This is a genomic window from Yersinia intermedia (assembly GCF_900635455.1).
In the GTDB taxonomy this organism is placed as follows: domain Bacteria; phylum Pseudomonadota; class Gammaproteobacteria; order Enterobacterales; family Enterobacteriaceae; genus Yersinia; species Yersinia intermedia.
The window spans coordinates 791,402-805,516 of the sequence record NZ_LR134116.1 but is presented as its reverse complement, the minus strand read 5'-3'; the positions used below and the strand labels follow the sequence as shown (position 1 = coordinate 805,516).

The window sequence follows — 14,115 nt, the reverse complement described above, 5'->3', positions numbered from 1 at the left end:
TTTAGTCAACTCACGAGCCCCGATACAGCGCCACGATTTGAGCTTCAGTGACGATGCGTGGATTACTTTGAATGCACACGTCTTGTAATGCTGCACGAGCGAATTCAGCGTAGTCAGACTCCTGCCCGCCATAGCTCGCCAGGTTTCCGCCTAACCCCACATCTTCAATCAACTGCGCTATTGCGCGAATGGTGTCTGCCGCATCCAGCGTTTCACGCGTGAGAGCATGACCAATTTCGGCAAAAGTTCTTTTGCAAACCAATCGGTTAAAATCCATTACCTGAGGCAACATAATGGCGTTCGCCACGCCATGTGGAATGCCATATGCCGCCCCAATCTGATGTGCACAGGCATGACATAGCCCTAACCCAGCATTGGAAAACGCCATACCTGCCATGTAGGAGGCCAACATCAGCGACTCACGCGCGGCCAGATCCTGTCCCATCCCTACCGCTTGCGGTAACGCCTGACCAATGAGAGTAATCGCTCGATACGCCAACGCGCGCGTCAACGCCGTGACGTTAATCGCTACGTAGGCTTCAATGGCGTGAGTCAGCGCATCAATGCCGGTTGCTGCCGTAATGTGTGGCGGCACACCGAGCGTCAAGCAAGCATCAATAATGGCCATGTCTGGAATGAGCATGGCGTGAACCAAAACCTGCTTACGGTGCTGGGGCATGGCAATAATGACTGAAACATTGGTAGCCTCCGAACCTGTTCCTGCAGTGGTAGGGATCGCAATTAGCGGCAGGCGGCGTTTGAGACGTGATGACGGCGTGAGCTCAGCAAAATTGAGCGTTGGGTTTGCTGCCTGTAGCGCAGTGGCTTTCGCCGCATCCAACACCGAGCCACCGCCCAGCGCTATCACACCGTCACACCGTACCTGTAAAAGCTGCGTGGCAGCCGTATGAACATCAGTATCGATGGGTTCCCCCGGTGGGCATGCCCAAATCTCATACGCCACCCCGCTCTGCTCAAGACTGCGCAGTAAAACTTGCGTCATTCCCGCCTGATGTAACCCACCGTCGACCATGAGAAATACGCGCTCAATGCCGCGATCGACTAATGCCTGCCCACAACGGCTTACCGCTCCTGGGCCCATCAGCGTGGAAGGCGGCACGGCGAACTCCCGAACCTGACGCGAATTCAACATATCCAACGCCTGATAAAGCGCGGTCTGTACTAACTCGCTGGCCGGAATATCGTGCAACGATGAGTTATGCATGACACCCCTCCCCTTCGCGAATGCCGCAAGCGGCAATCGCCAGCGGTGTCATGAAGATCGACTGAGGTGGGAGATGGATATCGAGGAGTGGGAAACGCTGGGTAAATAACGCCTTAACCCCAGGTTGCATACAAGAACCGCCTGCGAGCCACAGTTCATCGACGTGGTGCCCTTGCATATGCTGCGCAACGATATCAGCCATTTTTTCATAAACCGCGCGCACCACAGGCCAGATATCTGCACCCCGCTGGCGCTTCATTTGCTCGGCGTCGTCCAACTGAATGCGCTGATTTCCTGCCAGCGTGAGGGAAATATGATGGCCACCGGTGGCTTCATCGCCGGAGTAAACCACTACGCCTTGCTGAACGATGGCAATACCGGTGGTTCCACCGCCAATATCCACCACTGCTGCATGCGTTAACCCCATCATATCGGCCACTGCGGTAGGTTCATCCAACACTTTAGTGACGGTTAGCCCCGCCGCTTCCAATACGTTGATTGAAATACGGGGATCTGTACCCGGCGGAAATGACGTCGTGGCACGGTCAAAACGCCAACCAAATTGAGCCTCTAAAGTATCTAAGTGCTGACGCACAATCGTGACGGCACCAAAAAAGTCCCACACTACTCCATCTCTAACCACATCCGCCCAGTCCAGACAAACCGCCACCGGAATAGCGTCCGCATCCACCACCATCGACACCACGTCGCAGGTGCCTAAATCAATGCCCAGCCAAAGTGGCTGGCTGGCTTCTATTGTTCCGGCAATTCCCTGATGCAGTTCTGCTGCACGTAACAAACGCGGATGAAGCCACTCCTGTGCGGTTCGAGTCATTTACGCCTCCGTTATACGATGCGGAATGTATCCACCAGCACACAACGGCGCAGACGGACAAAGGTTCTCGCGGAAGTCACACCCTCACCCGTTGGCGTGGTAATGGTCATTGAGGTCCAGCCTTCTCCGCCAAGCCCTAATCCTGCAATGCAAGGACCGTTTTTGACGAAAATACTGGTATCAATGGCATTCGCCATCTGATTGAGGTTTTCAATATGGCGCGAATGCATGGCCGCCGTGTGATGACAACCGCCTTCCAATTTCACCGCCAAAGCAATGGCCTGCTCGACATTACCCACACGAATCACAGGCAATACCGGCATCATCATTTCCGTTACGGCAAAAGGATGCGAAGACGAGGTTTCAGCCAGCAGCAAACGGATGTTCACATCAACATCCAATCCAATCGCCGCTGCGATTTTGGCCGCGTCACGCCCAACCCAATCACGGCAAACCGTACCTTTGCCATGCTCATCAATGTTTTTCAGCAGCAGAGGCACTAGCTGTTCTACCTGCGCAGAGCTGAGTAAAAACGCATGCTGAAGTTGCATTTCAGCAAGAAGCCGATCGGCCACGCTGTCGACAACAATTAACACTTTTTCATCGGCGCAAATGATGTTGTTATCAAAAGAGGCACCGTGCACGATAGCGCGTGCCGCGCGTGGGATATCGGCAGTTTCATCCACCACCACCGGCGGATTACCCGCCCCCGCAGCAATCAGACGTTTGTTCGTGTGTTTGCGTGCAGACTCCACCACGGCTTCACCGCCGGTAACCACTAGCAGGCCAATACCGGGATATTTGAAAAGGCGTTGAGCAGTATCAATATCTGGATTTGCCACTGTTACCATCAAGTTGGCGGGGCCACCTGCGGCAATCACGGCCTCGTTAAGCAGCGTGATCGCGTGTTGTGAGACTTTTTTTGCCGCAGGATGCGGCGCGAAAACTACACTGTTACCAGCAGAAATCATGCTGATCGCGTTGTTAATCACCGTTGCCGCCGGATTTGTGGACGGTGTTACCGATGCCACCACGCCCCACGGCGCGTTTTCAATTAACGTTAGGCCGTTATCTCCGGTGAGTACCTGTGGTGCTAAGCATTCCACACCAGGTGTTCCACGAGCCTGAGCCACGTTTTTGGCAAATTTATCTTCAACGCGCCCCATGCCTGTTTCTTGTACGGCCATTTCCGCCAGTGACTGTGCGTGCTTTTCAGCCGCATGGCGGATAGCTTCAACCGCTATCTTGCGCATACTCACGGTTTTGAGGCCGCACTGTGCCGTCCTGGCGGCAGAAACGGCGTCATCAAGCGAGGCAAAAACGCCTGCGCTATATACTTGAGTATCTGGCTTCTTAGGTACGGATGCTGTTGCCACAGGTGCTGACGCTATCCCTGCCAGTACCGCCTTCACCACTTGTTCTATTTCTTTCTGATCCATGTTCACTGTCCGCCCCGTTATTTATGACGGCTAATGCGTTAGCCACCAACTGTGGGAAATTACTTATGGAAAATCACCTGACTCTCCATCACGACTTCGTCTACGATGCCAATGATGCTTAAATCGACGGGTGATGCCTCACTGTGTTGCGCACGGCGTGCGGAGCTTCCCCCCACCACCAGCACCCATTCACCGTTACCTGCGCCAATACTGTCGGTTGCGACGCTGCACTCTCCGCTCGGTTCACCCTGACGGTTGATCGTCTCAACCAGTAGCAGCTTGTCGTGCTCAAGTCCGGGATGCCGCACGGTACATACGATCTGTCCTATCACGACGGCCAGTTTCACGTTTATCTCCTTACTATTTTTAAAACGTTTTGCATAAACGCAGAGCAAAGACGTCCCGCACCGCCCGCAGGCAGCAAAAAATCTGGGTAGATAAAATGGCGTGACGTCAGATTACGGCGTCACGCGAGCAACGATTAATCCAGTGGGTTGTCGCCAGACATTTTGATAGGGAAAATTTCTTCCAGATCACCATGCGGACGTGGAATAACGTGCACAGAAACCAGTTCACCGATACGTTGTGCCGCAGCAGCGCCCGCATCTGTTGCGGCCTTACATGCGGCCACATCACCACGAACCATTGCGGTCACCAAACCGCCACCAATCTGCTTCACTCCTACCAATTTAACGCGAGCAGCCTTAACCATGGCATCCGATGCTTCGATCAGTGCGACCAGGCCCTTGGTTTCAATCAATCCTAATGCTTCCATGATATATACCTCTCAATGAGATCCCGTAGGGACCGGTTAAAACCACCCTTTTACTTGGTGCCGCAACGTGAGCTACACACCAACTAATTTGGGCATACCGCCATTTCTGGCTGGAGTTACGCAACAGCAGATGCGACTCCATTTGCTTTTGCTGGTGTTACGGACAATGAGCATTGCGTTTGTGCCACCAGCACCAGTTCGATAATTTCACGTGAGCTACACCCGCGTGATAAGTCATGCATAGGTGCATTAAGTCCTTGAATCAACGGCCCTAAAGCACGATATCCGGCCAAGCGCTGAGCAATCTTATAGCCGATATTTCCTGCCTCAAGTGAAGGGAATACCATCACATTAGCGCGCCCTTCCAGTAAGCTATCTGGCGCTTTTTGCCGCGCGACCGCGGGTACAAAAGCCGCGTCAAACTGTAATTCGCCATCAACAATCAGCGTCGGTAAACGCTGGCGAACTATCTCTGTGGCCTGTTGAACAGATGCCACTGCCGAATGCTTGGCACTTCCACGGGTTGAAAACGAAAGCATCGCCACGCGAGATTCAGCCCCCGTAATCATTTGATACGTTGCAGCGCTGCTTATGGCGATATCCGCCAATTGCGCTGAGGTTGGTTGAGGAACCACGCTGCAATCGGCAAAACCCAGCACCTCGTCACCTTGCGGAGGCAGCATTAAAAATAGGGATGACAGAGTTTTGGTTCCTGCCTGAAGCCCCATGACCCGTAACCCTGCGCGCAATACGGCAGCGGTTGACGAGAGATTTCCGGCAATGCATAAATCAGCTTTACCGCCAGTCACCATCGCAGCAGCAAACCACAGCGGCTGACGCATTTTCTCGTCACAGTCTGCGGGCGTTTTCTCACCCAAACGCTGCGTTAGACGCTGGCAAAACTCATGGTGCCAATCATCGGCATTTTGCGGATCAATAACCGTCATGCCGTCCAATGTTAAGCGCTGACTCAGTGCGAAATGGCGTAGAGCAAAGGGATTCGCCAGCAAAATTGGCTGAGCCAAACTGTGGTGTAATAAATAATGAGCGGCTTCCAGCACCCGCTTATCAAGAGCATCAGGGAAAACCACCCGCCGAGGATGGCTTTGCGCCATCCGCCGACAGCGATCAATTAACATGAGCTGCCCCCACTTGCGATCCTTTGCTTAAGCTGTTCAGTGGTAGGCAATGCACCTGGGTGCATATTTTGACGCACGCACAGGATCATCAACACATACACCGCACTGGATAAGCGATTAAGAGCTTGAAGCAAATCAGCTTTTTGCACATGGTAATCGGCACCGATAAAAACCTGAGCCGCCGTAATTTCAGTTTCTCGCACCGAGACACGCAGTAAATTTAGTAGCGCGACTTCGCGCCCCTGGGTCACATCTGGAACAATGTGATCGTGCCCGAGGTATTTGAGCGGTTGATGCGATAAACGGTGAAGTTCATCTGTGCTCAGCCCCACAATTTTTTGCGCAGCCAAGGGAATATCCAAGGCATCAGCCCGCATGATATTACCGAGTAACGAGCGAATATCTGCCAGCCAATACTGAGCAGAATCAAGCGTTTTCAACTCATTTTGCAACCATACGGCAATAGCGATGGTGGCATCTAAACGAGCGCGAAAAGCTAAACGCGGATCGTTTTTTGCGACCATAACCTGCGCATTGAGATGAGTCAGCGTATCGGGCTTATGCATCACCGTCTGATGACAAAGCTCACAGCTTGCAACCGAAACGCTATCTTGGCTGGTAAGCCCATGTACCGCCTGCAACTTGGGGATCTTGGCCGTATCGTCGCTTTCCATTAATGCTGTGGGCGATGTATCAAGTGATGGGGCAACAAATAATCGCCCTTGCTCATCCTGAAATTTCACCAACAGCCGATGTCCTTCTATCAGTTCGCGAGCCGATGGCGTCATGCGGCTATCTGACGGCAAACGAATTTCACTCCCTTCGCTCAAGGTATGATTAGCGCGTAACCAATCTTCGGTGATAAAGGTTGTCATAGGTGCCCCTGCTTAGCATTCCTGCCAGTTAGCGGGCCATGCCACGTATAAAAAGCGCACATGGCTGGTCGTACCGAATTCAATGCTGGAACCGCGCGGGATAAACATCACATCGCCCGCTTTGCCCACCAGCGTTTCACCTTGATGGCGGATGTGCAGTTCGCCTTCCAAAATCATGTCAATTTCGTCGTAGTTCAGCGTCCAAGGGAAAAAACCGTTTTCCCACTGCATAAACCCTGCCGCCATGCTGCTGCCGTCTTGAGCGGTGATCAGATCAGTAAGCCCCACCTGATGCTCTTTCGCACCGTCAAAACGACCAAACATTACGGAAGATCCATCAACCACTTTGATGCCACCTTTGCCCGTAACCGAGCGAAAACTTGGCTGAGTAGTATTTGGCGGCGCAACAGACTGGTTCTGCGCGCGCTGCTCCTGCTGCACTCTTTCGATAAGTTGGGATAACAACGTTTCAGTCACGCTGCCTTCAGGTAACTGCGCCAAGATATGCTCACGAATACGCTGACGTTCAGCGATTGTGTTGTCATTTTCCGCTGCGGTTACCTGAACATCGGCAGCAGTTGGTGCTGAAGGTTCGGCGGTTAGTTGCTCGATAATTTTGACGTCCAGTTGCTCTGCAACCACTCGCGCCTCTGGCGTCACGATGTAATCGGCCAACACGATATCAATACTCTTTTGGCCTTGAGCTTGTGCGGTGCGAATGTCATTCGCCGTGATCAGTTTTTTCATCATTTAACCCTTTTGTCCTGACCGTATTGTTCAGTCAAAAACGCCTTAAACGCTTCCAGGCTGGTGCTCGAGTTACTGTTCACCACGAACATCGGAGGCTTGAATCCGACCTCTGCCAGCATTTGTTTTACACCTGCCACATCTGCGTCGGGTAAATCGGCTTTGCTGATTACGGCAACGCGCTTCAAGTGGGAATAGATATCCAGCAAGCCTGTTGGAATGCGGCATTCAGGATCGTTGGCAGCGTGAACATAAATCAACAATTCGCACTCGACCAACGTATTAATTAACGCGTGATATAAGCGTGGGTGACTAAAATATTCTCCGGGGGTATCAATATCGCCCTCGTCGTTAAACTCAATGGCCTGCGTTTTTCTCGCCAGAGAGTAATCTCCCCGTAACGCATTAAATAACGTTGTTTTTCCGGCACCAACGGCACCAACAAAAATAGTGCGCATCATCATTAGCTCCGGGTTAACGAACACACGGCATAGTTGAGCAAATTTCCCAATCCTGTGACCGTTTGTTGTAATGACTCTTCAACAGCGCCTACTGAGCCATACACCACTAACGCACCGGTAAAACGGTCGAGAAAACCAATTTGCACATTCGCCGCTTTTGTTGCCAAATCGCCAGCAATCATGGCAGTTTCGCCTGGCGTTAGCGTCATGATGCCAATAGCTTCTGCACCGGGAACTCCGATCTTCTTCGCTAAATCCTCGCCAGGATGCGCGATGATATGAGCCAGAGTCACCTGTTTACCGGGAACAAACTCTTGAATAATCCGTTCCTTTTCCATTGTGTCCCTTGTTTTCTAAACCCGATCCCCGCTGCTGCTACGGTGGCCACTTTCATTCCCCCCATGAAATGATTAATGCCATTTCATGGGATTCACTCAGATACCGCCTGACTACAGCGCCCACGATCCTGAGCCCATACTGGCAGCGTTAATAAAAAGGGAATAACAAATATCGGCACACAAATAGAAAGGTTGAAGTTGGTCACAATCAAAATGCAGGCTGCAAAAATGCTAAAAAGAGGATAAGGAACGCTAATCGCCGACCAGCTCCTTTTGGTGGGTTCCGAATTGGCGTCCCCAGAGCTAATGCGGATCGGTGTTCTGAGGGGCTGCGGTTAAGCGGGCATTGCCAACATCACTTGCTGGGTTATTTTTCCGACTGGACTGGTGAGCCCAGAATTGGGCAGTGAACAGGAATGTAGAAAACGGCGAGTAGTCTTACTATTTTTTTTGACGGTCACCGCATTGTGCCCCAAACAACCAATTTTTCTAAACAAGAGAGATTACATATGACACTTACGGTAGTTTCCGAATACAACAACTTACTTTATGATGATGAAAGGCGATCTTACATATAACACTCTGGCAGTATTAAATATCAGGAAATTACATGTTAGAAATTTTTGATGTCAAATATGATGAGTTGACTGATATACGGTCTGAGGACCTGTATAAACTGAGGAAAAAAACATTTAAGGATCGCCTTAACTGGGCGGTAAATTGCAGCAATGGAATGGAGTTTGATGAATATGATAATCCAGATACGCGTTATCTCCTGGGTATTTATCAAGGTCAATTAATTTGTAGTGTTCGTTTTATCGATCTCCATTTACCCAATATGATCACGCATACTTTCACCACCCTCTTCGAGGATATCGCGTTACCCGGAAAGGGTTATATTGAGTCGAGCCGTTTCTTCGTTGATAAAACCCGCGCAAAACTGCTTTTTGGGGGGACTTTTCCCATCAGTTATGTGTTCTTTCTGTCGATTATAAATTACTCCAGACATCATGGATACACGGGTATTTATACTATCGTCAGCCGGGCTATGTTGACCATACTTAAACGTTCAGGCTGGCAGGTTGAGGTGATTAAAGAAGCGTATGTCACCGAAAATGAACCTATCTATCTGCTCTGTCTTCCGACAGATCAATATAACCAGACACAACTGCTTCGACAGGTTAACCAAAGGTTACAAGATTCAGACTCAATATTGAGTGCATGGCCTATGGCGCTGCCCGTCATGCCAGAACCGGCTTAATCAGTTCCAGTTCAACGCCAAGCCTGATGGCCTGTTTGGCGTTGATCACACCCAGCTTTTTCACCACATTTCCTATATGATATTTCACCGTTCGGGATGTAATGCCTGTGATCAGCGCAATTTCCTGATACGTTTTACCCATACTGGCCCAATGAAGTACTTCATTTTCTCGTGGAGATAAAAGGGTTTTACTGGATATACCTGTCCCCTTGAGGCCCAGAACATTAATCTTATTTTGACTTAGCGTGAGCATCTTTTCATGGGTTTCAATCAAAACCATCTGTAACCGATCTCTGTCATTCACTACTCTGCCTTCCACCTCTTTCTGGACATCATCGTCCATGATAAGTGACAGCATCGCCAGATTATTCATCGTATCGTGAAGGACAAAGGTAAAACCATTAACGATATTATATTTTTTGGAGAGAGCAAAAATCTTGGATAATTTCAGTTCGGAAAGGACAGTGATATTTTCATCCCAAGAAAACGGTGAGAATCGCCTGAAAGCGGTCAGCACTACGGGGTCTATAAGCTGGTAGTTATGGGTGGTGTAAATATCAGCCCATTCGTTCGGATAGCTAGTGACAATAAAAATATCGACGGGGTCCTTTTTATTGATCACCATATAAGTATACCTTGGACGATCATAGTCGATGAGTTTTCTATCAATATAATCACGTAGTGTCTCGATTATTTCTTCACTCTTCTTGAAACAAGAATGCATTCACCTTCTCCATTGACTGACATAAAGTGCAATGAATTATTGCACTTTAGTACAACTACCGTCCCGTACTCACACCCGTATAATGATTAGACAAGTTGATAAAAAAACCTGACCACAAGAGTCAGGTGACTACATCAGTCTAGTCAACACCAGGGAAAAACCAGAAGCAATATATTAAAATGTTACAGGAGTGCATTTTTTCTGCAAGTGTAACTTTTGTAACATTTTAACGCCCTTAAAATAAGCAACTCCGCTTGTTTCATCGTTATCCGTGTTTCGATTCTCATTCACCCACAAAAGCTAACTGCCCAATTTATTCAACAACGCCTACTTTCACATGCTCCCGCCGTAAATGGTAATCCACCTGGTACTCGCTGGCATTTCTGAACATTACGGAGTAATTCACGAAATCGCCACTGTCGCTGTATGACAGCGAGGTGATGCGCAAAATAGGTGTCAACTCATCGACATTCAGCAGCTTCGCCATCTTTTTATCGGCAAGTACAGGTGTGAGGCTCTCATAATTACCACACACGATGATGTGGCATTCATCTTCGATATAGCTGAATTTTGACCCCTCAAGGTGGGCAACGGACAAATTGCGATAGAGCTTCGCTGGCATGTAGCTGTCTTCTACCATCAGAGGTTTGCCATCGACCGAACGAACTCGGCGCGAGTAGTAGATCCGTTCATCAATCTTAATGCGCAACTGGCTGGCGATAGCGGGTGGTGCGGGCATAATAGTAAACTCCAACACATCACTTACCACTTCCTTACCCTGATTGCGCATCACCTCGATAAATCCGGTCAGGTTGGTGGTTTCATGATGTACATCTTTCTTCGCGATATAAGTACCGCTACCGTGGCGGCGCTCCACCAATCCCCATCCCACCAGCAAATCTATCGCCTTGCGAATGGTCATGCGGGAGACGCCAAACTCTTCCGCCAAGCGAACCTCCGCAGGCAATGGGCTGCCGATATTGTAATCGGCAGAATTGAGTCGGATACGTAGTCTGTCGGCTATGGATTTGTAGATCACTGGTAGACCTCTCTGGAGTTTCGCACTGCGCTTAAATAATCTACATACTATAAACTAATATGCTGTTTTTATTTAAGTTGTAATCAACATCATCCCGTGAAGGTTCTATGGGAAATCGTCATGTACAGCTTTACGACAAAAAGTAGACAACTTGGTACAAACAAAAACCATGAATGTGATCACGAATCGGTGCGACGGACAAAGATAACACTTCATGAACTCCCTACTCTGCTTCTCAGACCCGCGTTAAAGAATAAGGTCACGTCCCCTACAGGTTGTTACATGAGGATTTAAAATGCTCAGTCAAATACAACGTTTTGGTGGTGCAATGTTTACCCCAGTCCTGCTATTCCCGTTTGCCGGGATTGTGGTCGGTATCGCCATTATGCTAAGTAACCCGATGTTTGTCGGCGAAGCGCTCACTGCACCCGATAACTTATTTGCGCAAATCGTCCATATTATTGAAGAAGGTGGCTGGACGGTATTTCGTAATATGCCACTGATTTTCGCTGTGGGTTTACCTATTGGTCTGGCAAAACAGGCTCAGGGCCGCGCCTGTCTGGCCGTGCTAGTCAGTTTCATGACCTGGAACTACTTCATTAACGCAATGGGAATGACCTGGGGTCACTACTTTGGCGTTGATTTTAGCGTCGACCCAGTGGCGGGAACTGGGCTCACTATGATTGCCGGCATCAAAACTCTCGATACCAGTATTATCGGTGCGATTGTGATTTCGGGATTGGTCACCGCTATCCACAACCGCTATTTTGATAAGCCACTTCCCGTTTTCCTCGGTATTTTCCAGGGTAGCTCATTCGTCGTCATTGTAGCCTTCTTCGCCATGATCCCTTGTGCGTGGCTTACCCTGTTCGGCTGGCCAAAAGTACAGATGGGGATTGAATCACTGCAGGAGTTCCTACGCAGCGCGGGTTCACTCGGCGTGTGGGTTTACACCTTCCTTGAGCGCATCCTGATCCCGACGGGGCTACATCACTTCATCTATGGCCCATTTATCTTTGGCCCGGCAGTAGTGGAAAGCGGCATTCAGGTTTACTGGGCGCAGCATTTGCAGGAGTTCAGTCAAAGCACGCTGCCGCTAAAAACGCTATTCCCAGAAGGTGGCTTTGCGCTGCACGGTAACTCGAAGATATTTGGCTGCCTGGGGATTGCGCTGGCCCTCTACGCCACCGCTGCACCTGAAAATCGAGTGAAGGTGGCAGGTTTGCTGATCCCTGCCACGTTGACGGCGATGCTGGTCGGCATTACCGAACCACTGGAATTTACCTTCCTGTTTATCTCGCCGGTGCTGTTTGTCGTCCACGCATTTCTGGCCGCAACCATGGCGACGGTAATGTATATGTGCGGCGTGGTGGGCAATATGGGCGGCGGCCTGCTTGACCAGTTCCTGCCACAAAACTGGATCCCGATGTTCCACAACCATGCGTCAATGATGTTCACCCAGATTGGCATCGGCCTCATCTTCACCGGTCTCTACTTCGTGGTGTTCCGCTTGCTGATCCTGCGCTTCAACCTGAAAACACCGGGCCGGGAAGAGGCCGAAATCAAGCTCTATAGCAAAGCGGATTATCAAGCATCCCGCAAGCAAACTACGGCATCGGTAACTAAAGAAACCAAACAAAGCCAGGCTGTCGGCTTTCTCGAAGCACTTGGCGGAGCAAACAACATCCTGAGCGTTAACAACTGTGCGACCCGCCTGCGTATTACCCTGGTGGATATGTCGCTGACGCAAAGCGATGACATTTTTAAAGCGCTGGGTGCCCACGGTGTGGTGCGACGCGGCAACGGTATACAGGTGATTGTGGGGCTGAATGTCCCGCAGGTCCGCGACCAGATCGAAAACCTGATGAAAGACTCTTCTTCGAGCGAACTTAAATCCATGACGGAGGCAGTATCATGAATAAATTCTCAGTAGTTGTAGCTGGCGGTGGCAGCACCTTCACTCCTGGTATCGTACTGATGTTACTGGCAAACCAGCACCGTTTCCCGCTGCGCGCGCTGAAATTCTATGATAACGATGGTGCGCGCCAGGAAACCATTGCCGAAGCGTGCAAAATCATCCTGAAAGAACAGGCACCAGACATCGAATTCAGCTACACCACGGATCCCAAAGTAGCATTTACCGATGTAGATTTCGTGATGGCACACATCCGCGTGGGCAAATACCCGATGCGTGAAAAAGATGAAAAAATCCCTCTGCGCCACGGCGTACTTGGCCAGGAAACCTGCGGACCAGGTGGTATTGCTTACGGCATGCGCTCCATCGGCGGCGTGCTGGAAATTGTCGACTATATGGAGCAATACTCGCCAAACGCCTGGATGCTAAACTATTCCAACCCAGCGGCGATTGTGGCAGAAGCAACCCGTCGTCTGCGCCCAACGGCGAAAATCCTCAACATCTGCGATATGCCAATTGGCATTGAAAGCCGCATGGCGCAAATTGCTGGTCTGAAAGACCGCAAAGAGATGCGCGTGCGTTACTACGGGCTGAACCACTTCGGCTGGTGGACATCGATTGAGGATCTACAGGGCAACGATTTGATGCCTAAAATCCGCGAATATGTGGCTAAATTTGGCTACGTTCCGCCATCAGATGAACAGAGTACCGAGGCGAGTTGGAATGACACCTTTGCCAAAGCGAAAGATGTCTGGGCGTTGGATCCAGAGACCTTCCCGAATACTTACCTGAAATACTATCTGTTCCCGGACTACGTAGTAGCGCATTCCAACCCAGAGCGTACCCGCGCTAACGAGGTCATGGATCACCGCGAGAAGCACGTTTTCGGCTCCTGCAATGCCATTATCCAGGCGGGTAAATCCTCGGCAGGCGAGTTGGAAATCGATGAGCATGCCTCTTACATCGTCGATCTGGCAACAGCCATCGCCTTCAACACGCAAGAACGCATGTTACTGATTGTGCCAAATAACGGTGCCATTAATAACTTCGACCCAGAAGCCATGGTCGAGATCCCATGTCTGGTTGGCAAGAACGGCCCTGAACCGCTGGTGGTTGGCAATATCCCGCAATTCCAGAAAGGGCTGATGAGCCAGCAGGTGGCGGTAGAAAAGCTGGTGGTCGATGCTTGGGAACACCGTTCTTATCAGAAGCTGTGGCAAGCCATTACACTGTCCAAGACTGTGCCGAGCGCATCGGTTGCTAAAGCGATACTTGATGACTTGATTGAAGCTAACAAGGACTACTGGCCTGAGCTGCAGTAAGGGTAACGTTAGCCAACGAG

The 14,115-nt window shown here is 50.2% G+C and carries 15 protein-coding genes; 3 read left to right on the top strand and 12 right to left on the bottom strand.

Features of this window, described 5'->3' with window-relative positions:
• Positions 1–10: 10 nt before the first annotated feature.
• From EL015_RS03675 to eutS, 10 genes are all read right to left on the bottom strand, one after another.
• Positions 11–1,225 (bottom strand): iron-containing alcohol dehydrogenase, encoded by a 1,215-nt coding sequence (locus tag EL015_RS03675; protein WP_032907289.1) that lies wholly within the window; start codon positions 1,223–1,225, stop codon positions 11–13.
• Positions 1,218–2,060 carry an ethanolamine utilization protein EutJ gene (gene eutJ, locus EL015_RS03670; RefSeq protein ID WP_005189870.1) on the bottom strand — a complete coding sequence of 281 codons (843 nt, stop codon included), beginning with the start codon at positions 2,058–2,060 and terminating at the stop codon, positions 1,218–1,220. The genes EL015_RS03675 and eutJ overlap by 8 nt, the downstream gene beginning before the upstream one ends.
• 11 nt (positions 2,061–2,071) lie before the next feature.
• Complete coding sequence (locus EL015_RS03665; RefSeq protein WP_005189873.1) at positions 2,072–3,499, bottom strand: aldehyde dehydrogenase family protein; 1,428 nt, start codon at positions 3,497–3,499, stop codon at positions 2,072–2,074.
• A gap of 59 nt (positions 3,500–3,558) precedes the next feature.
• Positions 3,559–3,846: an ethanolamine utilization microcompartment protein EutN gene (gene eutN / locus EL015_RS03660; RefSeq protein ID WP_032907291.1), complete on the bottom strand. Its 288-nt coding sequence runs from the start codon at positions 3,844–3,846 to the stop codon at positions 3,559–3,561.
• A 134-nt stretch (positions 3,847–3,980) separates the two neighbouring features.
• Positions 3,981–4,274, bottom strand: a complete 294-nt coding sequence (gene eutM / locus EL015_RS03655) for an ethanolamine utilization microcompartment protein EutM (protein WP_005189879.1) — start codon at positions 4,272–4,274, stop codon at positions 3,981–3,983.
• A 116-nt stretch (positions 4,275–4,390) separates the two neighbouring features.
• On the bottom strand, positions 4,391–5,413 hold the full coding sequence (pta, locus tag EL015_RS03650; protein WP_032907292.1) for a phosphate acetyltransferase: 1,023 nt from the start codon (positions 5,411–5,413) through the stop codon (positions 4,391–4,393).
• Entirely contained in the window at positions 5,407–6,288 is an 882-nt protein-coding gene (gene eutT, locus EL015_RS03645) for an ethanolamine utilization cob(I)yrinic acid a,c-diamide adenosyltransferase EutT (protein ID WP_005189886.1), read from the bottom strand. Before eutT ends, pta begins: the two co-directional genes overlap by 7 nt.
• 12 nt (positions 6,289–6,300) lie before the next feature.
• Positions 6,301–7,035 (bottom strand): ethanolamine utilization acetate kinase EutQ, encoded by a 735-nt coding sequence (gene eutQ / locus EL015_RS03640; RefSeq protein ID WP_005189890.1) that lies wholly within the window; start codon positions 7,033–7,035, stop codon positions 6,301–6,303.
• A complete protein-coding gene (gene eutP / locus EL015_RS03635) occupies positions 7,035–7,496 on the bottom strand; it encodes a EutP/PduV family microcompartment system protein (protein ID WP_032907294.1) in 462 nt (153 codons plus the stop codon). The genes eutQ and eutP overlap by 1 nt, the downstream gene beginning before the upstream one ends.
• Before the next feature lie 2 nt (positions 7,497–7,498).
• Positions 7,499–7,834: an ethanolamine utilization microcompartment protein EutS gene (eutS, locus tag EL015_RS03630; RefSeq protein WP_025801761.1), complete on the bottom strand. Its 336-nt coding sequence runs from the start codon at positions 7,832–7,834 to the stop codon at positions 7,499–7,501.
• A 610-nt stretch (positions 7,835–8,444) separates the two neighbouring features.
• Between eutS and EL015_RS03625 the strand changes: the two genes are divergently transcribed.
• Positions 8,445–9,095, top strand: a complete 651-nt coding sequence (locus tag EL015_RS03625) for an acyl-homoserine-lactone synthase (RefSeq protein ID WP_032907296.1) — start codon at positions 8,445–8,447, stop codon at positions 9,093–9,095.
• On the opposite strand, the gene EL015_RS03620 is transcribed toward EL015_RS03625, so the two are convergent.
• Together EL015_RS03620 and EL015_RS03615 are read right to left on the bottom strand one after the other, a co-directional pair.
• Positions 9,076–9,819, bottom strand: coding sequence for a helix-turn-helix transcriptional regulator (locus EL015_RS03620; RefSeq protein ID WP_032907298.1), 744 nt, complete (start codon positions 9,817–9,819; stop codon positions 9,076–9,078). The genes EL015_RS03625 and EL015_RS03620 overlap by 20 nt on opposite strands.
• Before the next feature lie 313 nt (positions 9,820–10,132).
• The gene (locus tag EL015_RS03615; protein WP_005189905.1) at positions 10,133–10,858 is read right to left on the bottom strand and encodes a GntR family transcriptional regulator; all 726 of its coding nucleotides are present in this window, start codon (positions 10,856–10,858) and stop codon (positions 10,133–10,135) included.
• A 295-nt stretch (positions 10,859–11,153) separates the two neighbouring features.
• Between EL015_RS03615 and EL015_RS03610 the strand changes: the two genes are divergently transcribed.
• Entirely contained in the window at positions 11,154–12,776 is a 1,623-nt protein-coding gene (locus tag EL015_RS03610; RefSeq protein WP_005189909.1) for an alpha-glucoside-specific PTS transporter subunit IIBC, read from the top strand.
• On the top strand, positions 12,773–14,095 hold the full coding sequence (locus tag EL015_RS03605; RefSeq protein ID WP_032907299.1) for a 6-phospho-alpha-glucosidase: 1,323 nt from the start codon (positions 12,773–12,775) through the stop codon (positions 14,093–14,095). Before EL015_RS03610 ends, EL015_RS03605 begins: the two co-directional genes overlap by 4 nt.
• Positions 14,096–14,115 lie beyond the last annotated feature (20 nt).